Below are 25,032 nucleotides of genomic sequence, written 5' to 3' on the forward strand. Positions count from 1 at the left end.
CTGTCTTCCGTTTAGCAAGTGCGAGGGGGTTCCCCGCTATGTGAGAGGCCCCCGTAGGTGCCAAGGGTATAGGGCCCCGAAGGTCCCCGGTTCAAAATATCTAAGGCCCCGGAACGAATCCGAGGCCGCAAGATTGGGTGCGTTTAGCAGTGTTGGGGCCGGGTGACAAGAGAGAGTGTCAAACTTCTTCTGTGGCCGTGAATACCGCATCCTGCCAAACGCGTTGTGGTTTACGGCCTGGATGCTAAACCCAGAAATGTTCGAACTGTTGCTGGAACTCACAGAGCGGGAACAGGACCTGACAGAAAAGGTTGAAATCGTTTCCTGTGAACTTTGGTGCAGTGAACCCCGATCGGAAGGTTCAGAGGCCGGGCTTATAGGTGTCGGGTCGGAAGGTTTCGCGGAAACCGATCTGGCAAAGTGCTGCCCCTGCAATCAGTCCAATGTATGTTATGTTGAGCCGCTGCTGCTTGGCGGCCGCATTCATGAGCGGGCTGGGGAAGCACTCGACCGAGTGACCGTAATCGTTCATCTATCGCGATATCCGCGGGGGTCGGGTTGATCCGGAATGGAGCGGTTGTGTGACGGGCGGGGCATTCGGAGAGCCGTGATACAAAGAACACCCCCCGTAGGCCGGGCTTCAGCCCGGCATCCACCATTCCCCTCAGAGCGATTGAAGGGTTTTGAGGCCATTCATCGGCGGGTGTTGGTAAAGGTGTGGGTGTTTCGAGGGGTGCCGGGCTGAAGCCCGGCCTACCAGTTGGCGTGAAGGGTGCGAGCACTCAACTTACGTTTGCCATCACGTCTTGAATTGCAATGTGCTGTTAGCCATCTGACTGGTGAGATCAGCAGAATCATGGAGTTATCTATTGAAAGAGAAAGATTATTTGGCGAAAGGTCATGCCCGTCAAATCGTTGAGGAGTGCCAGTTGTTTGAAGGCGATTTCCTTAGGTTTTCAGAAAAAGAAATGAGAAAATTGAATTGGAAGGACAACAGCCAACGAGACCGAAAGAGATTGGTTTTGTCTTTAAGGAGTCCTTTTCAAGACGAAATATTTGGATTTCAATGCCAAAAAAACTATCGCAAACTTAGATTTATGGTTGCGCACCAAGAACAGGGGGATTTTCCACGTTTAGTTTTGCGAAATCACTTTTTTGACCAAGAAACTTTGGGCCGCTGGACGCATTGCGAAAGCCCACATTCTGTCATTACAAATCACGCGTTGCAGCGATTGTATCTAAGGGGTGGCGCAAAATCACTTAGGGAGGTTAGGGGATTTATCAGAAAAATTTCTGGATGGGTTTCAACTATAAACCTTCTAGGTCATCAGTCGACGGTGCCAATACCAACATTGGATGGTCTATTCTTTGTAAGATTTGGGGGAAAGCAAAGTATACTAGTAACATATATCTCAAGAGAAAAATTGTATGGAAGAACATTGAAAATTTGGGAGGATATACATGGAGATGAAGGTTTTAATTCGATTTCGCCGGATCCTTTTTCTCGAAGCGCCGAGGGCAAGAGGCCATCAGAAATCGCGCGGGCCCTTCAACTTAGTACTGTCGGGTTCCTTGGGGACATGATTAAGGAACTCGACAGGATAGTGTATGAGGAAGGGCTCATGCTACATGCTGAGCTAGGCAGACGCTAAATAGTCGAACCATCAGTACTCAAAAACGGCAACGGAAGGCCCAAGTTTAACATTATACTTCGTGTAGGTGGGATTAATCGGTGCGGTCGAAGCCTACTCACTCCTGCCCTTAGAGATGTGGTTCAAGCCCTCACCGTGCAAACTTCTTATGCTTCAACCGCTTGGGCTCCAGCGCGTCGGGTCCCAGACGGCGCTTTTTGTCCTCTTCGTAATCCTCGAAATTGCCCTCGAACCACTCGACATGGGCATCCCCCTCAAACGCCAGAATATGCGTACAGATCCTGTCGAGGAAGAAACGGTCGTGCGAGATCACCACGGCGCAGCCGGCGAAATCGACAAGGGCATCTTCCAGCGCGCGCAGGGTTTCGACGTCGAGGTCGTTGGTCGGCTCATCCAGCAGCAGGACGTTGCCGCCCTCTTTCAGCAGGCGGGCCATGTGGACGCGGTTGCGCTCACCCCCTGACAGCAGAGAGACCTTTTTCTGCTGGTCGCCGCCCTTGAAGTTGAAGGACGAGCAATAGGCGCGGGAATTGACCTGCGCGTCGCCCAGCTGGATGATCTCGGCGCCGCCGGTGATCGCCTCCCACACGGTGTCGTTGTCGTTGAGGTCGTCGCGCGACTGATCGACATAGGACAGCTGCACCGTATCGCCGTATTCGATGGTGCCGGCGTCGGGCTTTTCCTGGCCGGTGAGCATTTTGAACAGGGTCGATTTACCGGCGCCGTTGGGGCCGATCACGCCGACGATGCCACCGGGCGGCAGGCTGAACGAGAGATTTTCGATCAGTTGCTTGTCGCCCATGTGCTTGGCCAACCCGTTGACCTCGATCACTTTGCTGCCCAGGCGCGGGCCGTTGGGGATGACGATCTGAGCGCGGGTCAGTTTTTCGCGCTCGGACTGTTCGGCCAGCTCGTTATAGGCGTTGATCCGGGCTTTGGACTTGGCCTGACGCGCCTTTTGACCCTGACGCATCCATTCCAGTTCGCGCTGTAGCGTCTTCTGCTTGGATTTGTCCTCGCGGGCTTCCTGCTCCAGCCGCTTGGCCTTTTGTTCCAGCCACGAGGAGTAGTTGCCCTCGTAGGGGATGCCGCGGCCGCGGTCCAATTCGAGAATCCAGCCGGTGATGTCATCCAGGAAGTAGCGGTCGTGGGTGACGATCAGGATGGTACCTTTGTAGTCGATCAGGTGCTGTTGCAGCCAGGCGATGGTCTCGGCGTCAAGGTGGTTGGTCGGTTCGTCCAACAGCAGCATGTCGGGCGCTTCCAGCAGCAGCTTGCACAGCGCCACGCGGCGTTTTTCACCGCCCGAAAGATTGGCGATGTCGGCGTCGTCCGGCGGGCAGCGCAGCGCCTCCATCGAAACGTCGATCTGGCTGTCCAGATCCCACAGGTTTTCCGCGTCGATCGCGTCCTGAAGGGCGGTCATTTCCTCCATCAGCTCGTCCGAGTAGTTCTCGGCGATCTCCATCGCGATCTCGTTGAACCGGTCGACCTTGGCCTTTTTCCCGGCCACGCCCAGCATGACATTTTCACGAACGGTCAGGGATTCGTCCAGTTGCGGTTCCTGCGGCAGATAGCCGACCTTGGCGCCCTCGGCGGCCCATGCCTCGCCGGTGAAGTCGGTGTCGAGGCCGGCCATGATCTTCATCAGGGTCGATTTACCCGCACCGTTGACGCCGACGACACCGATCTTCACGCCGGGCAGAAAGCTCAGGTGGATGTTTTCAAAGCATTTCTTGCCACCGGGATAGGTCTTGGAGACACCCTGCATGTGGTAGACATATTGATAGGCGGCCATGTCGCGTCCTCTGGGTCGGGAAATTTGGTTGAAACGCTGGATATCCGAGCGGGACGGGCGGGGCAAGCTGGTGGTATTGTGAATTTCGTCTTTGGGCCGGGCGGCATAGTTTGAGTGCGCTGAAAATGGGGGCGTTATGCCGGAACTGGCGGAATTGATTGCGGGTTGGGCGCAGCCCGGTTGCGTAACTTGGATCGGAGCGCGACCAGAGCGCCGGGCCGAGATGGTGTCACTGGAGGAATCCGTGATTGCTGAGGCCGGTCTGATCAGTGACCGCGCGCGAGCAGGCAAACGGGCGGTGACTTTGATCCAACAGGAGCATCTGGCGGCGATTGGGTCGTACCTGGGGCAGGGGCCGGTCGCGCCCGATATCCTGCGGCGCAATCTGGTGGTGTCGGGGATCAATCTGGCGGCGCTCAAAGGACGCGAGGTGCAGGTGGGCGAGGCCATTTTGCGATTTACCGTGATCTGTGCGCCATGCAGCCGGATGGAAGAAGCGCTGGGCAAGGGTGGATATTCCGCCGTGCGTGGGCATGGGGGTTGGTGTGCTGAAGTCGTGCGACCCGGGCGGGTTCGGCTGGGCGATGTGGTGCAACCTGTTGATTGACAACGCCCCGCAGTTCTGAACATCAGCAGGGTATGGAGCGGTACGGCATACCCTATGCGCGACCTGGGCAGGTCGTCGGTCTGTTCGGCGGGTCGTTTGATCCACCGCATCAAGGCCATGTGCATGTCACGCTTGAGGCGATGAAGGCGTTCGGGCTGGATCGGGTTTGGTGGCTGGTATCGCCGGGCAATCCGTTGAAGGAACGCGGGCCGGCCCCCATGGACAGGCGACTGTCGGCAGCACGGAATGTGATGCAGCACCCAGGGGTCGAGGTGACGGACATCGAGGCGCTGACGGGTACGCGCGCGACTGCGGATACTCTGACAGCATTGCAGCGATTGTATCCACAGGTCCGATTTGTCTGGCTGATGGGGGCGGACAATCTGGCGCAATTTCACCGCTGGAAAGATTGGCGGAGGATCATGGACAGCGTCCCTGTCGGTGTGGTCGCACGGCCCGGCGACCGGATATCCGCCCGGATGTCCAGGGCGGCGCGGGTTTATGCCAAGTACAGGATCGACGGGCAGGCGCGGCATCTTTTGGGGCGGGCGCAGGCTCCGGCCTGGTGTTTCGTGAACGTGCCGATGGTTGATGTCAGTTCCACTGAGATTCGGACACGCGGCGAATGGCGCGCGGAAGTGTTGCCGGAATAGCCTTGCCGGGCGCATAATCGCGGCGAGTGGTTGCGCGCATTTGATCTGTGGGATTTTATTTCACCTATGACTGGTCGTTTTTCACGTCGTGTGTTTCTGGGGGGATTGGGGGCATCTCTGATCCCGGTAGCTGGTCTGGCGCAGGCGCCGTTGGTCTCGCTCAGGCCGCGCGCGCGTGGTGTGCCGTTGAGTGGCGCCGAGCGTTTGGTCGCAGCCGCAGGGTTGACGGGCGAAGTTGTTTTCGCCGTTGCGGATGTGGCGACGGGGACGACGCTGGAGGTTTTTGGCGAAGGTACGGGTTTGCCCCCGGCCAGCGTCGGCAAGGCGATGACCGCGCTTTACGCGCTGGACGTTCTGGGACCTGACCATCGGTTCGAAACCCGTTTGATCGCAGATGGGCCAATTGAAAACGGAATTCTGCATGGCGATCTGATACTGGCAGGCGGGGGCGATCCGCTGTTGGACACGGATTCGCTGGCCACGATGGCGGCCAACCTGCGCGAAGCCGGAATTATCGAGGTTCGCGGAGCCTTCAAGGTCTATGACGGGGCGCTGCCCTTCGTGTTCAGTATTGATCCCGGACAGCCGGATCATGTGGGGTACAGCCCGGCGATCAGTGGGATATCGTTGAATTTCAATCGGGTCCATTTCGAGTGGAAGCGTGCCGGTAAGGGTTATGATGTGACCATGGATGCACGCAGCGCGCGCTATGTGCCGGCAGTGGATGTGGCAGCCATGCGGGTCGAGAACCGCAGCTTGCCGATCTATACGTATCAGCCAAGCCCGCGTCAGGATCGCTGGACCGTGGCCAAGGGCGCGCTGGGCAATGGCGGGGCGCGCTGGCTGCCTGTACGCAAACCGGCATTGTATGCGGGTGATGTGTTTCGCACTTTGGCCCGATCCAATGGAATCGTTCTGAATCGGGTGCAGGTGACACGAGAGGCGCCAAAAGGTGTCGACCTTGTCGTGCATCGCAGCGATCCATTGGACAGTATTTTGCGCGGGATGCTGAAATACTCAACTAACCTGACAGCCGAGATGGTCGGATTGGCCGCAACCAAAGCGCGTGGCGCTGACCCACGGAACCTGGCAGAGTCGGCGGCCGAGATGAATCTCTGGGCGTCTCAGAGCTTTGGCGTGAACGGGATCGCGATGGTCGATCATTCCGGTCTTGGCGATGCCTCGCGTATGGTGCCGGCGGATCTGGTCGCGGCCCTTGTCGCGGCCCGGAAAATGGGCGCATTGCGCCCATTGATGAAGCCATTTGCCTTGACGGATCGCAATGGACGGCCGGTCAAGAACCACCCGATCAAGGTCGATGCCAAGACAGGGACATTGAACTTCGTATCCGGGCTGGGCGGTTTCCTGACAACGGCGGACGGGGTTGATCTGGCTTTTGCCATTTTTACGGCGGACGTGGCCCATCGCGCCAAGATCCCACGCGCACAACGTGAACGGCCTGAAGGTGCGCGCAGTTGGAACCGCAGGTCGCGGAAACTGCAACGGGCCTTGCTGGAACGTTGGGGCGCACTCTACGGAAGCTGAAACCCGTAGATTGCCCGGATCAGACCGTGTGGCGTGCGCGCGCCCCGCGTTCGATTGCGGCGGCATGCAGACGGTCGATATTCAGCTCGTACCGGATTTCTTCCAGCAGGCGCAGTTCCGTTTCGGCCAGCGCACCATCGGCAGCCGCAACATCGCAAGCCAGAGCATAGGCCGTTTCGTTCAGACGCTCGGGCAGGTTTTCACGGATCAGGCCAAACAGCGCATCCAGCCCGTCTTCCTGTTCGAACAGGTCAAAAACAACCTGCGATACGCGACGGGTCCGATCGCTGTCGTATCCTGCAAAGACCGGCAACATGTTGACGGCAACTTCGATCTTGACCAGCTCGGCGGTTCGGATGTTTTCGTCAGAGGCCGAGACTGCAACCATGATCGCCACAAGGCAATCCTGCGGGGACATCGGGTGGGGCACTTGCTCGGTCATGGGATGGTCCTGATTGGGGTTGTTCGAAGACGCACGATATGAGCGCAGCGGGTCAGGTTCAACACCTTGTTTCATCCACCCCGTGCGATCAGGTGTTCATGACCATCATTCCCGAAATCAAAAGCGCAGCCCCCAGCCAGTAGCGCAGCCCAAGTGTTTCGCCGAAGAAGACGTGCGAGGCAAGTGGCACAAGAACGAAACTGAGGGCCATGAAGGGGTAGGCCTGGGACAGTGTCAGATACCGCAGGACATACACCCACAGCACCGTTGCCGAGCCATAGATGGCAAAGGCTGTCAGAAGGAAAGGATCGAAAAGCGTCTGGATGAGGCTCGCCAATCCGGAGGCTTCGCGCCCATCAATCCGGTTTCCTGCCAGTTTGAACAGGATTTGCCCGGCTGAGATCATGACTGGTGTGCACAGCAACCCAGCCCAGACCATTGTCGTGGGGGCGGGCGGGGTCATCCTTGTTGTTCCGGTTCCGGTTTTTCCTTGGGGCGGTCTTCACAGTAATAGATGTCGCGCCCCAGATCGTCGCAGACATGGATGTCCGGGCTGGGATGCACGGCACGCAGAAAGCTGTGTGTGTAGGGGAAAAAGTTGAAATGTGGATTGAAGGTGAACCTGCTTTCGCGTTCACGCGGGACGACGATAATGACGCGTTTTCGCGCGACACGACGCAGTTCAGCGATCGCTTGCCGGTAGTCCAGAAGATGCTCGATCACATGGGTGCAGATGACGGTGTCAAAGCTGTTGTCTTCAAACGGAAGCTCTTCGATCCGGGCGGCGACATAGTCGATATTGTCGATGGCATCCGCATCATCGACGACGAAATCCACCCCTGTCAGCTGCGTGATATCCGGTCGGGCGGCTTTGATGCGTTGCAAAAGAACTCCGGTGCCGCAGCCGATATCGCAGATGCTTTGCCCAACGATATCCCTTGCTATCCGCTTGATGCAGGCTTCGGAATTGTCGGTGCCCTGATGCACGCGCGGATGATCGCGGTAGAGTTTTTCGTATTCGTCATCCGTCAGGTAGGTTGCGCGTTCACGGAATTCGGCAAGGCGCGTGATATGGTCGCCCCAAACCCTGCATGCCAGCCAATGAAAAGCGGCGCTGTCACGCAGGATGGGCGGCACGATATCTTCGAGTACAAAGCGTATACGGTTGGTGGTTTCGCGTCGCATCCCGTTTCCTCTGGTCCGGGGAAAACCCCCGTGTCGCCTTTGTCTAACACCGCCCGGTAAGCGTGCGAAACAACCAGGTCAAGTTTGCGCCCGCACCCGTGTCTTTTTTGTTTCGGGGAACAACCGAACCACCATTGTGGCCTGAGTAAGGCTGGCCGGTGAAAATGCAGCGCAAATATCCCCGACAGAGTGTTTGCGGGCCCAAAAACGGTTTCCCTACCGGCCCGAGGGCGACTGTTTCTTGGCGCAGTGTGTCGCGAATTGCGCCACTGCTTTATTGACTCATGCTGCACTGGCACAATAGGAGGGGCCGGTCCGGTTGCATGGGGTGACCGTGACATTTTCCCCGATGGAGCACATTGAAATGTCTGAACTGCGTGAAACCGCGATGTCGTCCAAGGCCTGGCCTTTTGAAGAGGCGCGCCGGTTGCTCAAACGCTATCAGAAAGGTGCTCCGGAAAAGGGGTATGTGCTGTTCGAAACCGGTTACGGCCCGTCGGGCCTTCCACACATCGGTACGTTCGGCGAAGTTGCGCGGACTACGATGGTCAAGCGCGCGTTCGAGGCGCTTTCGGACATACCGACCAAGCTGATCTGTTTTTCGGACGATCTGGACGGGATGCGCAAAGTGCCCAGCAACGTGCCCAACCCGGAGGCGCTTGAAGAGCATTTGCAGCGTCCGCTGACTTCGGTTCCCGATCCGTTTGGCGAATACCCCAGCTTCGGCGAGCACAACAACGCGATGTTGCGCCGGTTCCTCGATACGTTCGGGTTCGACTATGAGTTCTATTCGGCGCGCGATTTCTATCGCTCAGGCCAGTTCGACGAGATCCTGAAGCGCGCGGTCGAGCGCTATGACGACATCATGGCCATCATGCTCAAAAGCCTGCGGGAAGAACGCCAGCAGACCTATTCGATTTTCCTGCCGATCCATCCGGAAACCGGGCGGGTTCTGTATGTGCCGATGAAGAAGGTTTGCGCTGAGACCTATACCGTCACATTCGATGACGAGGACGGCAAGGAATGGACCCTGCCCGTGACTGGCGGCAACGTGAAACTGCAATGGAAGCCGGATTTCGGGGCGCGCTGGGCAGCGCTGGGTGTCGATTTCGAGATGTACGGCAAGGAACATGCGACCAACGAAAAGATCTATGACGCGATCTGCCGTGCATTGGGCGGCCGCGCGCCCGAGCATTTTTCCTATGAGCTGTTCCTGGATGAGAATGGCCAGAAGATCTCGAAATCGTCCGGCAATGGTGTGTCGATCGACGAATGGCTGACCTATGCACCGACCGAAAGCCTGGCGTATTTCATGTATCAAAAGCCCAAAACGGCCAAGCGGATGCATTTTGACGTGATCCCGAAGGCTTATGACGAATATCATCAACAGTTGCGCGCCTATCCGGGGCAGGACCTGAAAGCTCGGTTGAACAATCCGGTCTGGCACATTCATGGTGGCGACGTTCCTGAATCGACCCTGATCGTACCGTTTGCGATGTTGCTGAACCTGGCGTCGGTCTCGGGCGCGGAAGACAAGGAGACGCTGTGGGGATTTATTCGCCGCTATGCGCCGGAAGCAACAGCTGAAAGCCATCCCGATCTGGATCAGGCTGCGGGCTTTGCGGTTCGCTACTTCAACGATTTCGTCAAACCAACGCGCAAACACCGCGCACCTACGGATCAGGAGCGTGAGGCGCTGGAAGCGCTGAAAGCCGCGCTTGAAGCTTATGATGGCCCGGCCGAGGACGAGGCGCTGCAATCGGTGGTCTATTCCATCGGGCGTGAGAGGTTCGACCCCATGCGCGGTTGGTTCACCGCGTTGTACGAAGTGCTTCTGGGTGCATCGCAGGGCCCGCGTTTTGGCGGCTTTATCGCGCTGTACGGTGTGCCTGAAACAATTGCCCTGATCGACAAGGCTTTGGCCGGAGAGCTGACCTGATTTGACCTGATCCCGTATGGGGCTACTCTTTTTTGCAGGAGGTGGCCCCATGCGTCGATTTTTGCTTGCTGTATCCCTGAGTGTCGGGCTGGGGTCGGGCGCATTTGCGCAAAACGCAGAGATCGAAGCAAACATTTCGGCGCAGATACAGGCCTTCAAGGCGGATGATTTTGCCACGGCCTTCACCTTTGCCAGCCCCAGCATCCAGCGCCTTTTTCAGACCCCCGACAATTTCGGACAGATGGTGCGCAATGGATATCCTATGGTCTGGCGTCCAGCCGACATACGTTTTCTGGAATTGCGTGAAATTGCAGGAGCCTTGTGGCAGAAGGTGATGATCACGGATGCAAACGGGCGTGTGCACATACTGGACTATCAGATGACCCCTCTGGAAGGCGGTTGGAAAATCAACGGCGTCCAATTGTTGGGTAACGCGGACCCTGCGGCCTGAGGCAACACCACCGTCACGGTGAGATGAGCCGTGGTTAACTCTCTTTCGGTATTCAGACTGACGCGTTCGGGGCGGACCTGGACACGGGGTTTGGACGCGTCGCCAGATTGGCGCGGCGCGATTTAGAAAGGGTTTTCAATGAACAAGGCAATCACTGACGGCATCGTCTTCATGCCGCCTCAATTCGCGAATGGCCTGACCGTATGGTCTGCGGGGGACGGAACGCCGGGCTCGCCCACTTATGGTGGATCCGGCACCGGGGTTTTTGTGCCTGCGGATGCCGATTTTGGTGGCTGTCTGGAGATCCTGAAAGTTCAAACTACCCAACAGCTTCGATATATGGGCCAGACGCCGATTTTGCCCGGTTGCTATTTGCAGATCAAAGCGCGGGTCAAGGCGATCAGCGGTCCTTTACCGTCGGTGCGCATAGCGGCCTGGGCCGGGGGCGCAGGTGACACGCATGTGGCAGGTGTCGTGGAGCAGGGGCCTGCAACACAGCTGTCGGGCTATGGAAGCGTGCATGAAATAACGGCGATTGTCGGAACCGGCAAGCGCCCCGGCGTGGACATGCCCTGGGGGCTGGCCGCCCTGTATGGCCATTTCGGTCTGGATATTGAGGGCGCGAATGGGGCGCTGGTGCGCGTCGACGATCTGGAGATCACGGATGTCACCGGTGTCTTCCTGCGTGAGATGATCAGTGTTGTGGATGTGCGCGACTACGGGGCCATCGGCGACGGTGTGACGGACGATTCGGCTGCGTTTGAAGCGGCCGACCAGGCGGCGGGTGGCCGTCGGGTTTACGTTCCGCAAGGGACTTATCATCTGGCCGAAAACACCAGTATGACGTCCGAAATGGACTTTGAAGGCACAGTCACCATGCCGGATGACAAGATGCTGTTGCTGACAAAGGATTTCCATCTGCCGGCTTACATTTCGGCTTTCGGAGACGAAGAACTGGCATTCAAAAAAGCGTTTCAGGCCCTTCTGAACAATTCGGATCATGACTCGCTGGATTTGGGTGGTCGCAAGATTTCCGTCACCGCGCCGATCGATATGGCAGCAGCGGTTCCCAACAAGCAGAGTGGTTTTTCAACCCGTCGCGTGATCCGGAATGGTCAGTTTGACGTCAAAAGCAGTTCGGCGTGGGATACGGAAACGTTCACCTCGACCGCGACCTATGACCCGTCCGACAAAACGCGTCTGACCAATGTCGCGAATGTCGCCAACATTCCCGTCGGGTCCTATGTTGCCGGCAGCGGAGTCGGGCGCGAAATCTATGTACGGTCAAAGAATGTCGGTGCGGGTGAGATCACGCTGAGCGCGCCTCTTGTGGGGGCGTCGGGGACCCAGTCTTTCACATTCTATTCCTTCAAGTACCTGCTGGATTTTAGCGGCTTCAGCACGCTTCGGAAATTCGGCATGGAACAGATCGAATTACAGTGCAACAGCCGATGCAGCGGAATTCGTTTGGCGGCCGCCGGAAGTACATTTTCGTTGAACGACTGTTTTATCAGCCGCCCGAAAGACCGGGGGATCACGTCGACCGGAACGGGGTGCAAGGGCATGCTGATCGACAATTGCCAGTTCCTGTCAGCAGAAGAATCCCTTGTCGTAACGGACCGGTATTCCATTGCGTTGAATACCAATTCAAACGATGTGAAGTTGCGCCACAACCGAGCGGTGCGTTTCAGACATTTCGCCGTTCTGGGCGGTGACAACAACATGATCCTGGGCAACCATGTCTTTCAGGGCGATAGCATCCCGCAAGGTGTGCGTACGGCCGGTTTGATCATGATCGGCACCTACAACAGTTCCACTATCGCCGAGAATTATGTCGACAACTGTTTCATCGAATGGACGAATGAACGCGACCCGTCGCCGACATACACGAGTGGTTTTTCGTTCAGTGCAATGAGCATCACGGACAACATCTTTTATTCCAGTCAGGCCCCGTCCTGGTTTAGTTTCATCGTCATTCGCCCCTATGGGCCCGGGCATTTTCTCAATGGCTTGGTCGTGACCGGCAACAAGTTCCGTGCCACGAGCGGTGAAATCTTTCGAGCGGAACGGGTGGATACAAGCTTTGCCGACTTGAACAAAGACAGGCACACGAACGTTACCTTCCAGAACAATACGTACCATGGCGTAACCAGGAAATCCGCAAACCCGTTGAGGGTTCGTTATACGCAGAACTCGGTGTCCAATCTTTGGCCTGTTTCGGCAAACGGGCAGTTGCCTTTCGACGGCAAAGCAAGAAGCTGCGATGGGGTTGCGACGATCGGTGTGCTCTCGGGGGTGTTCAACAACCACGTCTTCAGCGCGCCTCATGTTGAGGTCGAGCAGGGGGCGACAGGCGACAGTTTTCTGTTGCGTTGGCCAGAGCATGTAAAGGGTACGGCCTCGGTTTTGATGCGCATGGAACGTTAAAAGGCTGTCTGGCCACCCCGAAACGGGTGGCCATTTCACTCTGATCTGACTGTAAATGAAAGACCCGGTTTGCAAGAACGGCAGGAAATAGGCGACGTTTCATTTTGATGTGTTAGGCTTGGGACAGAAAGTGGAGAATCCCGATGCTGAAAATCGCCAAAAACGCCAGTGTTCAGACAGTTATCACGACCTTTGAAATGACGCCTGGCACCTGCCAGGACCTTCTGGAAGCTCTGACGGATGCCTATGCCGAATTCATTTCGAAGCAGCCAGGTTTCGTTTCCGCCGGGCTGCACGTCAATGACGCGCAAACCCGAATAGCAAACTATTCGCAATGGGAACGCCGCGAAGATTTCCTTGCCATGCTGCGCACGCCTGAAATGCGCGATCGCAACCGCAAGATCAACGAGCTCTGCAAAAGCTTTGAGCCGGTCATGTATGACGTCGCTGAGACTTTCGGCAGTTCCTGACCTGAATCAAAGCCTGAAATTCAATTCTGTTTCAAAGTGAGCCTGCAAAAATGGAGGCTCACATCATGTATCACAACATTCTGGTCCCCATCTCGTTCGATGCTGAAAGAGATACATCCGGGCCTTTGAAGCTGGCCCGGATTCTGGCCACGCCAGACGCGCAGGTGACATTGTTGCATGTGGTCGAGCATATTCCCAACTATGCAATCTCGTACATGCCGTCCGAATACCTGACAGAGGCGCGTAAGGCGATTCAGACAGAACTGGATGAACTGGCATCGCAACTGCCGAATGCCAAGGGTTTGGTGATCGAAGGACATTCCGGCCGGACCATTCTGGATTGGGCCGAGGCGAACAAACCCGACCTGATCATCATTGCATCCCACCGACCGGGGATGCAGGATCTGTTGCTGGGCTCAACCGCATCTCATGTCGTGCGCCATGCGGGATGCGCCGTGCATGTGGTCCGCTGAGCGCTAGAAATCCTGTGCGGTAAGGCGGTAGGCCCTGCCAAATCCGGCGTTCAATAGGCCGTCCTGAATGGCGAACCGGACCAGTCCGAAATCGGCGAAATCGATGTAGAGTTTCGCTTTGGGCCGCCGCGCCAGGTGCCAGTCGCGCAAGTCACCATAGCCTTCCGCGTCCCGGTGAACTGGCTGAGCGATCACGTGCAAGGTCAGGCGCGGATGGGTCAGCGGGTCGCCTTTGTCTGCGGGCTCTCCGATCAGAAGGGCGCAGTTGGGGCAAGCGCTCAACGCGAGCGTATGTTCCGCAAGGGTTGAAATCAGCGAGATGGGGCAACCTGCTTCATCCGTGGCCAGCGCGATACGCGAAACAGACGGCAACCCGGTGTCAGGGCGCAGAAAGGCCAGTGCGGCACATTTGGCTTGAAAGAGAAGGTCCTGTGCTTGCGAGCGCGCCGCTGTGTCGGGCGTCTGATAAGGATCGGATTGGGTCAAGATATCGGTTCGGCAGCAAAGAAAATACGGGCAGATGAAGTTCCTTGTCATCTTAAGTGCCTGAAACGGATTGCGCCATTTGTTTTACCTCAGCCGATATGGGATTGCCTCGGCTTTGCCACAAATCGACGTTAAAGATCAGACAATGCTGTTCAAGAAACCCTCGCAGGATACGCCTGATCTGAAGCCACGGTCGTCCAGACGACACAGACGCGCAGAGGCAACGCGCAGGCAGGCGCTGTCTCCGGTTCGCATTCTGGTCATGGTTCTGTTGTTGCCGCTGACCACCGTGTTGATCGCCACGGGTGTTTTTCTGCGCCTATCTGAATTTGAGCGGGACGAGGCGGTGATCCACCTGATCGCATTGGCGGGTTGTGATGCAACGCAGTCGCTGGGGGTGGGGCCATTTTATGAAGGGCAGGCAGGTTATCACAAGCGCAATGACCCGGATGGCGACGGGGTCGCCTGTGGTTCTGCCAGCGTGCCGCAGTCAACTGCGCCGCCAGTTCACAACAGTCCTGAACCGCAACAACGGTCTCTTGGAACGGCCAAGTTCGTGCGACCCTGACGGCGGCAATTGCGAAGTTCAGAAGATCCACTCGGGACAGGACCAGTTGCCTGCATCACCCGACTTCGGCCCGGGCGATCGGGCGTCATGTCACAGAGGGATGGCAATGCAGCGGATCAACCCCATCTCATACTGATAGCAAAATGGGAGATCGTATGATGCAATGCCCGATTGACGGAACTCAACTGGTCATCACGGACCGAAACGGGGTTGAAATCGACTACTGTCCGCAATGCCGAGGTGTCTGGTTAGATCGGGGCGAACTGGACAAGATCATTGAGCGGTCGACAGCTTATGCTCCACCGCCTCCGCCACAATCCGGCTATGATGACCGGGCAGATCACGGCTATCGCAAGAAAAAGAAACGAGGCGGTTTTCTGGAAGATCTGTTCGATTTCTGACCCGGTCAGGACAGCTGGGCCCCGGCGCATTCGCGAAAAATGCGAACCTGGGGCGCAGCACCGTTCAAGGGAAATTCAGTCACCCTGTCCTGCGTGAATGCATAGGCGGTCAAGTTGTATTCCAGCCCGACCAGCACGTTTCCAAATCCTGTATCAGTGACCGTCAACGATGATGCACCGTCAGACAGGACATGATGCGGAGTGGCGATTTCGATGGGGTTTGGCCCCTCGAACCGCATCGCGAACCATGGGGTATTGGTCCAACCTTCGGTCTTGCGGGTAACGGACAGGGTATAGAGCGGCTTTGCCGGGTCATAGGTCAGGAATATCTCTGCCGTACCCGTCACGTGTGACAGGGTGCAGATCTGGCCCACCGTTGCTTCCCACGCGGCGGCGGGTGTGCCGAGGATCAGTGATAACAAGACAACGCGCATGTCCCGGAGTCTAGCGGCCGAAAGGTCCGGGGCAAGGGCTGCGTCAGCCTTTCATTGCATTCAGCAGGTCCAGCAACCCCTTGCGGTCATCATCATCGGCATAATCGCCCGCGGCCAACCGTTCAGCGATGCTCAGGCGTAGACGTTCCTGTTGGGTGCGCACCTCTTCGCCGGCGGTTTCCGCCAGCGTCTTCATGATCACGGCCACGGCCTGTTGGCGCTTGGTGGTGGGGTTGGCGATATAATCGACAAGGCTCTGCCGCCCGGAATCGAGGATGTTTTCGGCCAGCGCCCGCAACTGATCGCCATTGGGCAGCAGCGGGGCGGGGGTGCCTTCGGGCGGCAGGATCTCGGGCGCGCTGCGCGGGGTCTCGGCCAGGGCGTTGGCGCCGTCGACGAAGGCCTCGGTGATCATGCGGGTGATCTTGATCGCGCGCGGGTCTTTGAACAGGGTCGAGGCGATGGCCACGCCGTAATCGGTATAGACCCACGGGTTGACCCGCCGCCCGCCGCGGCCCTTGGGTTTCGAGATCACATTCTGTGATATCAAATCGGCCACCTCGTCGTCGGTCAGCTGAAAGCGATAGCCCTCGAACAGATCCTTGTTGCGCGAGACGGCCTGATTGAAGGCGCTGACGGATTTTCCGTAGAACCGCGCCAGATCCTCGGCCAGGACCACGCGAGTGCCGCGCACCCTGTGGATGGCGCTTTGGACCTCTTGTGTGCTGGGAAGGTTTTTGGCGTTCGTCATGGCAACCGTTTGGAATCACAAACTGTGATTTCAAACGTGGAGGAGGGAGGGGTGCGTGGCAAGGGTGGAGTTTTTGGGGTTGCCGAACGGACCACACCTCAAAGAACCAAAGTGAAACAAAAAATGTGGACAACTTGAAACCGAGTTGACCAATAGGAAGTATTGATACTTGGAACTTGGCGTGGAAACTGGCTCCACTCAAAGTCTGTAGTTCCCTCCAAACTAAAGGCGCAGCACAAACGTAAATAAAATTGTAGGTGTTGCTCTATCCAACGTCTAATGAGAAAATAGAGGATGGCGACGATATGCGCAGAAGCTAAAGTGGATTAATGCGTTAAGACTATCAGTCTGAGCATTCATTCGTTGCGGCAATGTTCTTGAAGGCAATTAATTAGGTGACCCAGTGGGAGTAAAGGTAAAATCGTTCTTGACCATAACCCTAGCGGCGCTTTCACCAATATGGTTTCCATTAATAGCCGGTTCTGTTTTCGCATTTATTTCTTTGGTTTGTTTTGCTTACGTTGACTATCTAGAATGTAGGGTTGTCGATGCGCATGGTAGCGGCCTACTAAATGTTCTTTGGACTTTGATCTGGGGTCTGCTACGTACCGCGTCCTATATTGCAGCAGTATTTATTGGCGGAATAGCTGAAATTTTGAAGTTCATTCTGTGGAACATCTCATCATTCTTTCTCGGGTTAATTGGAATTGAATGGGATGTAGAAGCCAAAAATCTACTGTCAAATAACCTTTGCATGTAACAGCGAAAAGTAACCTTATTAGCTCCCCTTCCGCCGCTTCACATTCCCCCCACGCTGCCCCGGCCTGCCAGCCGTCGACCGTCCGCGCGATTTCACTGCATCTTCCGAGGCTTTCTCGACCGCCCATTGGCGCGCCATGGGGTCGTCGGCGATGGCAAGATCGACCGCTTCCAGACGTTTGATCTCATCTCGGATGTTGGCGGCCTCTTCGAATTCCAGGTTCTCGGCAGCTTTGCGCATCTTGTCGCGCAGACCATCCAGATGCGCCTCGAGGTTGGCGCCGTGCATCGGTTTGTCGATGGTGGCGGTGACGCGGTTCATGTCCACGTCACCCTGATAGAGCCCGGCCAGAACGTCCTCGACATTCTTCTTTACCGTCTCAGGCGTGATGCCGTGTTCCTCGTTATAGGCGATCTGCTTGGCGCGGCGGCGGTTGGTTTCGCCCAAGGCGCGCTCCATCGAACCGGTGATCTTGTCGGCATACATGATCACGCGGCCTTCGGCGTTCCGCGCGGCGCGGCCGATGGTCTGGATCAGCGAGGTTTCGGACCGCAGGAAGCCTTCCTTGTCGGCGTCCAGAATGGCGACCAGCCCGCATTCGGGGATGTCCAGCCCCTCGCGCAGCAGGTTGATGCCCACCAGCACGTCGAAGGCGCCCAGCCGCAGGTCGCGCAGGATTTCGATCCGCTCGATCGTGTCGATGTCGGAATGCATGTAACGGACCTTGATGCCCTGTTCGTGCATGTATTCGGTCAGGTCTTCGGCCATGCGCTTGGTCAGCGTGGTGACCAGCGTGCGGAACCCCTTGGCCGAGACTTTGCGCACCTCGTCCAGCAGGTCGTCCACCTGCATCTCGACCGGGCGGATCTCGACCTCGGGGTCCAAGAGGCCCGTGGGGCGGATCACCTGTTCGGTGAAGACACCGCCGGTCTGTTCGATCTCCCACTTCGCCGGGGTGGCGCTGACGAAGACGGATTGCGGGCGCATGGCGTCCCATTCCTCGAACTTGAGGGGTCGGTTGTCCATGCAGGACGGCAGGCGGAAGCCGTGTTCGGCCAGGGTGAACTTGCGCCGATAGTCGCCTCGGTACATGCCGCCGATCTGCGGAACGCTGACGTGGCTTTCGTCGGCAAAGACGATGGCGTTGTCGGGGATGAATTCGAACAGGGTCGGGGGCGGCTCTCCGGGCGCGCGGCCGGTCAGATAGCGCGAGTAGTTCTCGATCCCGTTGCAGACGCCGGTGGCCTCGAGCATTTCCAGGTCGAAATTGGTGCGCTGTTCCAGCCGCTGCGCTTCCAGCAGCTTGCCCTCGCCCACCAGTTGATCCAGCCGCTGGCGCAGTTCCTTTTTGATGCCGATGATCGCCTGCTGCATCGTCGGTTTCGGCGTCACGTAGTGCGAGTTCGCATAGACGCGCACCTGTTCCATCGTTGCGGCGCGCTCGCCGGTCAGCGGGTCGAATTCGGTGATGCTTTCCAGTTCCTCACCGAAGAACGAGAATTTCCAGGCGCGATCCTCAAGGTGGGCGGGCCAGATTTCCAGGGAATCGCCCCGTACCCGGAAGCTGCCGCGCTGGAAGGCCTGATCGTTGCGGCGGTATTGCTGGGCCACCAGATCGGCCATCACCTGCCGCTGGTCGTATTCGTTCCCGACCTTCAGATCCTGCGTCATCGCCCCGTAGGTCTCGACCGAGCCGATACCGTAGATGCACGAGACCGAGGCCACGATGATCACGTCATCCCGTTCCAGCAGCGCCCGCGTGGCCGAGTGGCGCATCCGGTCGATCTGTTCGTTGATCTGCGATTCCTTCTCGATATACGTGTCCGACCGCGCGACATAGGCCTCGGGCTGGTAGTAGTCGTAGTAGGAGACGAAGTATTCGACCGCGTTTTCCGGGAAGAAGCCTTTGAACTCGCCATATAGCTGTGCCGCCAATGTCTTGTTGGGGGCGAGGATGATGGCCGGGCGCTGGGTTTCCTCGATCACCTTGGCCATCGTGAAGGTTTTGCCCGTACCGGTCGCCCCCAACAGAACCTGATCACGCTCCCCATCCAGAATGCCGCCAGCAAGTTCCTTGATCGCGGTTGGCTGGTCTCCTGCGGGGGCGAACTCCGTATGCATGACAAACCGTTTGCCGCCTTCCAGTTTCAGGCGGGCCCGAACATCTTCGGTTGTCATTTGGGTCTTGTCGGAATGGGCGTATGGCATGGGCAGGCTCCGGATCAGGCCCTTACATTTGTTCTTATTTTGTCCAACTGCAAGGGCTGATCCGGTACAAATCCCCCAGTTTCGACACTGGGCAGATACGCATCCGGATCGTGATCCGAGCCAACCTTGCCGGCCAGCGCGGCAAACTCGCCGATGAGAGCCTTCGTCATCATCGGTTTGACGGCGATCACGGCAAGGGCTTCGGTCGAGGGCATCGCCCGGATGTTCCCGGGGTTTGCGTCGGCGTCCGGAGTGCGTTCACGATGGATCATCTGATTATCCTTTGGCTGATTGATGGAAGATCATAATAGGTCCTGATGACAGTTTCTGGCATTGGCTTGCTTCGGTGATCCGCGACAATTGTTGTCTTGTCCCGGGCCGCACTCTGACGCATAAACAGGTCCAGCCAAGTGAGTACGGAGAGGCGACATGCGCGCACGGATTTACCAGCCTGCAAGGAATGCGATGACTTCAGGGATGGCCAAGACCCGCAAGTGGGTTCTGGAATATGCCCCCGCTTCGGCACGTGAGGTTGATCCGCTGATGGGCTGGACATCATCCAACGACACGCAAACCCAGATACGCCTGAAATTCGACACCAAGAAAGAGGCGATGGATTACGCCCGGGACAATGGTATCGACGCGCAGGTCAGCGAGCCGCACAAGCGCAAACCCAACCTGCGCGCACGCGGCTACGGGGAAAACTTCGCCACCGACCGCCGTGGTCCCTGGACTCACTGAATGATCGAAATTCGCGAGGCCGACCCGACCTCGGACGTGTTGCGCCCGATTGTCGAAGCGCATTTCGCCCACAGCGAATCGGCCGGCCCTGCGGAAAGCAACCACACGATGAGCGCAGAATCACTGGCCGGACCGGGTATTCGATTCTGTGCGGTTTTCGACGATCAGCAGGCTTTGGGCTGCGGCGCCCTGAAGCTGTTGCCCGATGGCACGGCCGAGGTGAAGTCGGTGCATATCCTTGCACGGGCACGGGGGCGCGGACTGGCGCGCGTCATGATGACTCATCTGGCCGAACTGGCGCGCGCAGAAGGCGTCGAAGCATTGGTTTTGGAAACCGGGGCAGAGCATCTTCCGGAGTATGATGCCGCCCGCAAGCTTTACGAAGCGTTGGGTTATTCCTACAGCGGTCCGATCTTTGGGTACAGCGACGATCCGAACAGCGCATTCATGCGCTTGGCTCTTGAACCCCGCTCGTAAAAACCGCAAGAAGGGTGCAGCGGTCCCTTAGCTCAACTGGATAGAGCAGCTGACTTCTAATCAGCAGGTTGAGGGTTCGAGTCCTTCAGGGATCGCCATTCTCGAACGTCAATTTCAATGAACGCATCGGGCCGCAATGCGGGCCGTTTTCTTGTGGCAGTTGGGAGGGAATGAAGGGCTGGACGAGGGGGTCATGCCAGCCCTTCTAAGGGGTCACAGTGTGGTAGTGTGTGTTCCTTAACCAAGTATTAACCTGATTCACCATGTTCCGAAATTGGGGGATTCCCGTAGGACGGCCAATGCGCGGATTTCAGCGTGTGGGTTGCGGCCGGCGGATCGGGACCCGGGACCATATCGCGATTCTTCAGGGTGATTTGGGGATTGGGCCGTAAAAGCATCAAGGTTGTGAAAAAAATATTGCAACCGGTTGCAAAAGGAATCATTGTTGCGCGCAACAACAAGATTCGGGAGATCTGTATGTTGAACGTCGGATTGTTGGGTGCCGGGCGCATCGGGCGTGTTCATGCGCAGGCGATTGCATCGCATCCCGGCAGCAAACTCATTGCTGTTTCCGACGCCTTGCCCGAGGCCGCAGCCAGCCTTGCCAGCGATCATGGGGCCGAGGCGCGCAGTTCCGAAGAGATCATTGCCGATCCGGAAATCGGCGCGGTTCTGATTGCAACTCCAACAGATACGCATTCTGATCTGATTGAAGCAGCGACAGGCGCAGGAAAAGCCGTTCTGTGTGAAAAGCCCGTTGATTTGGACCTGAAGCGCGCCACGGATTGCCTGAAAACCGTCTCGGAACGCGGCAAGCCGGTCATGATAGGATTCAATCGACGATTTGATCCCAATTTTGCGACCTTGAAGGCGGGGCTGGATGCGGGTGAGATCGGTAAGGCAGAGCTCCTGTCGATCACCTCTTTTGACCCGGCGCCACCACCTGTCAGCTACGTAAAGGTGTCTGGTGGTTTGTTTCGGGACATGATGATCCATGATTTTGACATGGCGAACTTTCTGATGGGGGAGGTTCCCGAAACGATCTCGGCGGTTGGGTCCTCGCTTGTGGATGCTGAAATTGGCGCCGCTGGAGATGTGGATACAGCCGCAGTCACAATGACTTACGCGGATGGCCGCATCGCGGTAATCAAGAACTCGCGACGTGCGGCCTATGGTTATGACCAACGGGTCGAGTTGCTGGGGTCCGAGGGGTTGCTACAGGCTCAGAACATGCTGGAAAACACTGTCGTAAAGTCAACGGCGGACGGTGTCGTAGGTGCCAAGCCGACCTATTTTTTCCTGGAACGCTACATGCCTGCATACCGCGTGGAATGGGCCGCCTTTGTCGACGCAGTTGAACGTGGATCCGAAGTTCCGGTCACGTTGAAGGACGGTGTTGCGGCGCTGGCGATGGCCGAGGCCGCAACCCTGTCGGCGCGGGCAGGAAAACCGGTTCGAATGGAGGAAATTTTGAAACCGGTTGCAAAATGATCGAAATTCTTCAAACTGACATCAGCTCGGCCCAGCGCCGCAGCCACTGAGATTCGGCACAGCCGGATGATTGGGGCCGGTACCCCGACAGAAGATCAGACTGAACCATTGGGAGGAAACTGAAATGAAGAAATTCGTTAAAGGCGCGCTTGCTGCGGGGGCACTGGCCTTGGCCACACCTGCATTTGCGCAGGAAATCGTCGTCGTGTCGCATGGCCAGGCCAATGACGCATTCTGGAACGTCGTGAAAAACGGTGTTGAGCAGGCCGGAAAGGATGTCGGTGTGAACGTGGAATACCGTGCACCTGAAACCTTTGACATGGTGGCCATGTCGCAGCTGATCGACGCCGCCGTGAACCAGGAGCCCGACGGGCTGATCGTCTCGATCCCGGATGCGGACGCGCTTGGCCCCTCGATCGAACGTGCGGTTGCCGCCGGTATCCCGGTGATCTCGATCAACTCGGGCGCGGAAGTGGCCAAGGAACTGGGCGCTCTGCTGCATGTAGGTCAGGACGAATATGATGCGGGCAAGGCGGCTGGTGAAAAGCTGGCCTCGATGGGTGGAACCAATGCGATCTGTGTCAACCACGAGGTCGGCAACGTGTCACTTGACCTGCGCTGCGAAGGCTTCACCGAGGGGTTTGGCGGTAAAGTAACCGTTCTGCCGACCTCGAACGATCCGTCCGAGATCGAGTCCAAGGTTGCTGCCGCTCTGGCCTCTGACGAAAGCGTCGATACCGTTATGGCGCTGGGCGCAAGCTCGGCCGGCGAGCCTTCGGTTGCCGCGGCCAAAGCCTCGGGGCGGGATTTGAATGTTGCCTCGTTCGACCTGTCGGCCAACTTCCTCCAGTCAATCGTGGATGGTGACGCGGCCTTTGCCATCGACCAGCAGCAGTACCTTCAGGGCTATCTGTCGGTGAACTTCATGGGCCTTCACGCCAAATACGGCCTGATGCCGGGCGGTGACGTGCCTTCGGGTCCGAACCTGATCACTCAGGACAAGGCCGCACAGGTCATCGAACTGTCCGCGCAGGGTATCCGCTGATTTCGGCGCGATCCGACAAACAACAGGATCGGCGCCAACGCGCCGGTCTCACCGAATTGGGAGGAAAACATGAGTGAATCAGCGCCCGTCCTGTCGGACGAAAGGGTCAAGAAAGAACCATTCCTAGCCAAACTGATGAAACGACCCGAGCTGGGCGCCATTGCCGGTGCTGTTCTGGTTTTCCTATTCTTTGCGATTACCGCAGATGAATCGATGTTCACTCTTGCCGGTGTTATGAACTTCATGACCCCTGCGGCGCAGTTGGGCATCCTGGCTATCGGTGCGGCACTGCTGATGATCGGTGGAGAGTTCGACCTGTCGATCGGATCGATGGTCGCGTTTTCGGGGCTGTTTTTCGGCGTCTGTGTCGTGACCTGGCAACTGCCGCTGCTCTTTGCCATCCCAATGACATTCGTATTTGCGGCCTGTGTCGGTGCGGTCAACGGCAATATCGTGATCCGTTCGGGCCTGCCTTCGTTCATTGTAACGCTGGCGTTTCTGTTCATCCTTCGTGGCCTGTCACTGGTGGGTCTGAAAATGGCGACAGGCGGTTCAACCCAGTTGCGCGGAGTACGCGACGCGGTCGAAAACGACTGGCTGGCCCCCTTCTTTTCGGGCGAAGCATTCGGCAGCCTGTTCGCATGGCTGGCCGCCAACGGCATGATCGATACATTCAAAAGCGGTGCGCCCAAGGTCCCGGGAATTCCGGTCGAAATCCTGTGGTTCATTGTCATTACACTGGCGGCAACCTACGTGCTGCTGCGCACCCCGGTGGGGAACTGGATTTTCGCCTCGGGTGGGGACAGCACGGCTGCATCCAATTCAGGTGTTCCGGTGAATCGCGTCAAGGTTTCACTGTTCATGCTGACGGCCTGCTGCGCCGCCCTTGTGGCGATCATTACCGTCATGGACGCGGGCTCGACCGATGCGCGGCGGGGGTTCCAGAAGGAATTCGAGGCGATCATCGCCGCGGTGATCGGCGGCTGCCTGCTGACCGGCGGATACGGCTCGGCCATCGGGGCTTTCTTCGGCTCGATCATCTTTGGCATGGTCGTCATCGGCCTGACCTATACCGACTTTGATCAGGATTGGTTCCAGGTCTTCCTGGGTGCCATGCTGTTGATTGCCGTTCTGTTCAACAACGCGATCCGCAAGCGCGTAACCGGGGAGCGCTGATATGACCGAAGACACCAAGTTCCACCATGGCGATGCCGTCGGCGATCAGGCGCCCATCGTTCAGATGAAAGACATCGAAAAGCACTTTGGCAATATCATCGCGCTTGCTGGCGTCAGCTTTGACGTCAAACCGGGAGAATGCCATTGCCTGCTGGGCGACAACGGCGCGGGTAAGTCCACCTTCATCAAGACCATGTCCGGGGTGCACAAACCGACCAAGGGCGAGATCATGTTCGAAGGTCAGCCGCTGCATTTCGACACGCCGCGCGATGCGATGGAAGCAGGTATCGCCACGGTGTTTCAGGATCTGGCGATGATCCCGCTGATGAGCGTGACGCGCAATTTCTTCATGGGGCGCGAACCCACCAAGGGCAAAGGTCTGCTCAAGCGGTTCGATGTGGATCATGCAAACGAAGTCTGCATGGAAGAGATGCGCAAGATGGGCATCAATCTGCGCGCGCCGGATCAGGCGGTTGGTACATTGTCAGGCGGCGAACGTCAGACGGTGGCCATCGCGCGGGCGGTGTATTTCGGTGCCAAGATCCTGATCCTGGACGAACCGACCTCGGCACTTGGGGTGCGTCAGACGTCGAATGTTCTGGCCACGATCGACCGGGTGCGCAGCCAGGGTGTCGGCGTGGTTTTCATCAGCCACAACGTGCGCCATGCGCTGGCGGTGGGTGATCGGTTTACCGTGCTGAACCGTGGCAAAACACTGGGCACTGCCAAACGCGGTGAAATCACACCCGAAGAGTTGCAGGACCTGATGGCCGGCGGTCAGGAAATGGCCGAGCTTGAGGGATCACTGGGCGGTACTGTTTAAAGCAAAACACACGGGTGCCCCCACGGGGG

The 25,032-nt window shown here is 57.5% G+C and carries 27 protein-coding genes and 1 tRNA gene; 18 read left to right on the plus strand and 10 right to left on the minus strand.

Translation table 11 applies throughout. The features are described from left to right. Positions 1–361: 361 nt before the first annotated feature. Positions 362–532 carry a hypothetical protein gene (locus AC2FF8_RS19475; RefSeq protein ID WP_425080018.1) on the minus strand — a complete coding sequence of 57 codons (171 nt, stop codon included), beginning with the start codon at positions 530–532 and terminating at the stop codon, positions 362–364. Positions 533–869: 337 nt separating this feature from the next. On the opposite strand from AC2FF8_RS19475, the gene AC2FF8_RS19480 reads away from it, so the two are divergent. Continuing rightward, positions 870–1,652 carry a hypothetical protein gene (locus AC2FF8_RS19480; RefSeq protein WP_496880509.1) on the plus strand — a complete coding sequence of 261 codons (783 nt, stop codon included), beginning with the start codon at positions 870–872 and terminating at the stop codon, positions 1,650–1,652. Between the two features lie 130 nt (positions 1,653–1,782). Here AC2FF8_RS19480 and ettA read toward each other — a convergent pair whose 3' ends face one another. Next, positions 1,783–3,450 (minus strand): energy-dependent translational throttle protein EttA, encoded by a 1,668-nt coding sequence (ettA, locus tag AC2FF8_RS19485; protein ID WP_257600014.1) that lies wholly within the window; start codon positions 3,448–3,450, stop codon positions 1,783–1,785. A gap of 136 nt (positions 3,451–3,586) precedes the next feature. Between ettA and AC2FF8_RS19490 the strand changes: the two genes are divergently transcribed. The 3 genes from AC2FF8_RS19490 (at position 3,587) to dacB (ending at position 6,255) form a co-directional block, all read left to right on the plus strand. Next, positions 3,587–4,057, plus strand: a complete 471-nt coding sequence (locus AC2FF8_RS19490) for an MOSC domain-containing protein (RefSeq protein WP_496880510.1) — start codon at positions 3,587–3,589, stop codon at positions 4,055–4,057. Positions 4,058–4,089: 32 nt separating this feature from the next. Further along, positions 4,090–4,710 (plus strand): nicotinate-nucleotide adenylyltransferase, encoded by a 621-nt coding sequence (locus AC2FF8_RS19495; RefSeq protein ID WP_170347363.1) that lies wholly within the window; start codon positions 4,090–4,092, stop codon positions 4,708–4,710. 66 nt (positions 4,711–4,776) lie between these two features. Further along, on the plus strand, positions 4,777–6,255 hold the full coding sequence (gene dacB, locus AC2FF8_RS19500; RefSeq protein ID WP_496880511.1) for a D-alanyl-D-alanine carboxypeptidase/D-alanyl-D-alanine endopeptidase: 1,479 nt from the start codon (positions 4,777–4,779) through the stop codon (positions 6,253–6,255). A gap of 19 nt (positions 6,256–6,274) precedes the next feature. Here dacB and AC2FF8_RS19505 read toward each other — a convergent pair whose 3' ends face one another. From AC2FF8_RS19505 to AC2FF8_RS19515, 3 genes are all read right to left on the minus strand, one after another. Further along, complete coding sequence (locus AC2FF8_RS19505; protein ID WP_170347312.1) at positions 6,275–6,697, minus strand: tellurite resistance TerB family protein; 423 nt, start codon at positions 6,695–6,697, stop codon at positions 6,275–6,277. An 88-nt stretch (positions 6,698–6,785) separates the two neighbouring features. Further along, positions 6,786–7,160, minus strand: coding sequence for an EamA family transporter (locus AC2FF8_RS19510; protein ID WP_496880512.1), 375 nt, complete (start codon positions 7,158–7,160; stop codon positions 6,786–6,788). Further along, positions 7,157–7,882, minus strand: coding sequence for a class I SAM-dependent methyltransferase (locus tag AC2FF8_RS19515; protein WP_496880513.1), 726 nt, complete (start codon positions 7,880–7,882; stop codon positions 7,157–7,159). Before AC2FF8_RS19515 ends, AC2FF8_RS19510 begins: the two co-directional genes overlap by 4 nt. A 364-nt stretch (positions 7,883–8,246) precedes the next feature. On the opposite strand from AC2FF8_RS19515, the gene AC2FF8_RS19520 reads away from it, so the two are divergent. From AC2FF8_RS19520 to AC2FF8_RS19540, 5 genes are all read left to right on the plus strand, one after another. After that, positions 8,247–9,821 carry a lysine--tRNA ligase gene (locus tag AC2FF8_RS19520; RefSeq protein ID WP_496880514.1) on the plus strand — a complete coding sequence of 525 codons (1,575 nt, stop codon included), beginning with the start codon at positions 8,247–8,249 and terminating at the stop codon, positions 9,819–9,821. 49 nt (positions 9,822–9,870) lie between these two features. Then, a complete protein-coding gene (locus tag AC2FF8_RS19525; RefSeq protein ID WP_496880515.1) occupies positions 9,871–10,272 on the plus strand; it encodes a DUF4864 domain-containing protein in 402 nt (133 codons plus the stop codon). 138 nt (positions 10,273–10,410) lie between these two features. Continuing rightward, positions 10,411–12,699 carry a glycosyl hydrolase family 28-related protein gene (locus AC2FF8_RS19530; RefSeq protein ID WP_496880516.1) on the plus strand — a complete coding sequence of 763 codons (2,289 nt, stop codon included), beginning with the start codon at positions 10,411–10,413 and terminating at the stop codon, positions 12,697–12,699. A gap of 143 nt (positions 12,700–12,842) precedes the next feature. Further along, positions 12,843–13,169 carry an antibiotic biosynthesis monooxygenase family protein gene (locus AC2FF8_RS19535; protein ID WP_152459145.1) on the plus strand — a complete coding sequence of 109 codons (327 nt, stop codon included), beginning with the start codon at positions 12,843–12,845 and terminating at the stop codon, positions 13,167–13,169. A gap of 65 nt (positions 13,170–13,234) precedes the next feature. After that, entirely contained in the window at positions 13,235–13,642 is a 408-nt protein-coding gene (locus AC2FF8_RS19540) for a universal stress protein (protein ID WP_170347318.1), read from the plus strand. Positions 13,643–13,645: 3 nt separating this feature from the next. Here the strand turns inward: AC2FF8_RS19540 and AC2FF8_RS19545 are convergent, their stop codons facing one another. Further along, positions 13,646–14,128, minus strand: a complete 483-nt coding sequence (locus AC2FF8_RS19545) for a HugZ family pyridoxamine 5'-phosphate oxidase (RefSeq protein ID WP_496880517.1) — start codon at positions 14,126–14,128, stop codon at positions 13,646–13,648. A gap of 145 nt (positions 14,129–14,273) precedes the next feature. Here AC2FF8_RS19545 and AC2FF8_RS19550 point away from each other — a divergent pair, with 145 nt between their 5' ends. Further along, positions 14,274–14,696 (plus strand): excalibur calcium-binding domain-containing protein, encoded by a 423-nt coding sequence (locus AC2FF8_RS19550; RefSeq protein WP_170347320.1) that lies wholly within the window; start codon positions 14,274–14,276, stop codon positions 14,694–14,696. Between the two features lie 158 nt (positions 14,697–14,854). Further along, positions 14,855–15,097, plus strand: coding sequence for a TFIIB-type zinc ribbon-containing protein (locus AC2FF8_RS19555; RefSeq protein WP_170347365.1), 243 nt, complete (start codon positions 14,855–14,857; stop codon positions 15,095–15,097). 5 nt (positions 15,098–15,102) lie between these two features. Here the strand turns inward: AC2FF8_RS19555 and AC2FF8_RS19560 are convergent, their stop codons facing one another. The 4 genes from AC2FF8_RS19560 to AC2FF8_RS19575 form a co-directional block, all read right to left on the minus strand. Then, a complete protein-coding gene (locus tag AC2FF8_RS19560; RefSeq protein ID WP_496880518.1) occupies positions 15,103–15,531 on the minus strand; it encodes an excinuclease ABC subunit B in 429 nt (142 codons plus the stop codon). 43 nt (positions 15,532–15,574) lie between these two features. Further along, positions 15,575–16,282 (minus strand): ORF6N domain-containing protein, encoded by a 708-nt coding sequence (locus AC2FF8_RS19565; RefSeq protein WP_496880519.1) that lies wholly within the window; start codon positions 16,280–16,282, stop codon positions 15,575–15,577. Between the two features lie 778 nt (positions 16,283–17,060). After that, positions 17,061–19,250, minus strand: coding sequence for an excinuclease ABC subunit UvrB (gene uvrB, locus AC2FF8_RS19570; protein ID WP_496880520.1), 2,190 nt, complete (start codon positions 19,248–19,250; stop codon positions 17,061–17,063). Positions 19,251–19,264: 14 nt separating this feature from the next. Next, positions 19,265–19,522, minus strand: a complete 258-nt coding sequence (locus tag AC2FF8_RS19575) for a hypothetical protein (protein WP_496880521.1) — start codon at positions 19,520–19,522, stop codon at positions 19,265–19,267. A gap of 157 nt (positions 19,523–19,679) precedes the next feature. Here AC2FF8_RS19575 and AC2FF8_RS19580 point away from each other — a divergent pair, with 157 nt between their 5' ends. The 7 genes from AC2FF8_RS19580 (at position 19,680) to AC2FF8_RS19610 (ending at position 25,003) form a co-directional block, all read left to right on the plus strand. Next, complete coding sequence (locus AC2FF8_RS19580) at positions 19,680–19,991, plus strand: ETC complex I subunit (protein WP_152459136.1); 312 nt, start codon at positions 19,680–19,682, stop codon at positions 19,989–19,991. Continuing rightward, the gene (locus tag AC2FF8_RS19585; RefSeq protein WP_496880522.1) at positions 19,992–20,468 is read left to right on the plus strand and encodes a GNAT family N-acetyltransferase; all 477 of its coding nucleotides are present in this window, start codon (positions 19,992–19,994) and stop codon (positions 20,466–20,468) included. A 21-nt stretch (positions 20,469–20,489) separates the two neighbouring features. Continuing rightward, positions 20,490–20,566, plus strand: a tRNA-Arg gene (locus AC2FF8_RS19590). 379 nt (positions 20,567–20,945) lie between these two features. Then, entirely contained in the window at positions 20,946–21,959 is a 1,014-nt protein-coding gene (gene iolG / locus AC2FF8_RS19595) for an inositol 2-dehydrogenase (protein WP_496873907.1), read from the plus strand. Between the two features lie 124 nt (positions 21,960–22,083). Next, a complete protein-coding gene (locus AC2FF8_RS19600) occupies positions 22,084–23,004 on the plus strand; it encodes a sugar ABC transporter substrate-binding protein (RefSeq protein ID WP_170347329.1) in 921 nt (306 codons plus the stop codon). Between the two features lie 69 nt (positions 23,005–23,073). Then, positions 23,074–24,180, plus strand: coding sequence for an ABC transporter permease (locus AC2FF8_RS19605; RefSeq protein WP_170347330.1), 1,107 nt, complete (start codon positions 23,074–23,076; stop codon positions 24,178–24,180). A gap of 1 nt (position 24,181) precedes the next feature. Next, a complete protein-coding gene (locus tag AC2FF8_RS19610; protein ID WP_170347331.1) occupies positions 24,182–25,003 on the plus strand; it encodes an ATP-binding cassette domain-containing protein in 822 nt (273 codons plus the stop codon). Positions 25,004–25,032: the final 29 nt, after the last annotated feature.

This window comes from Ruegeria sp. YTSA144, from assembly GCF_059610125.1.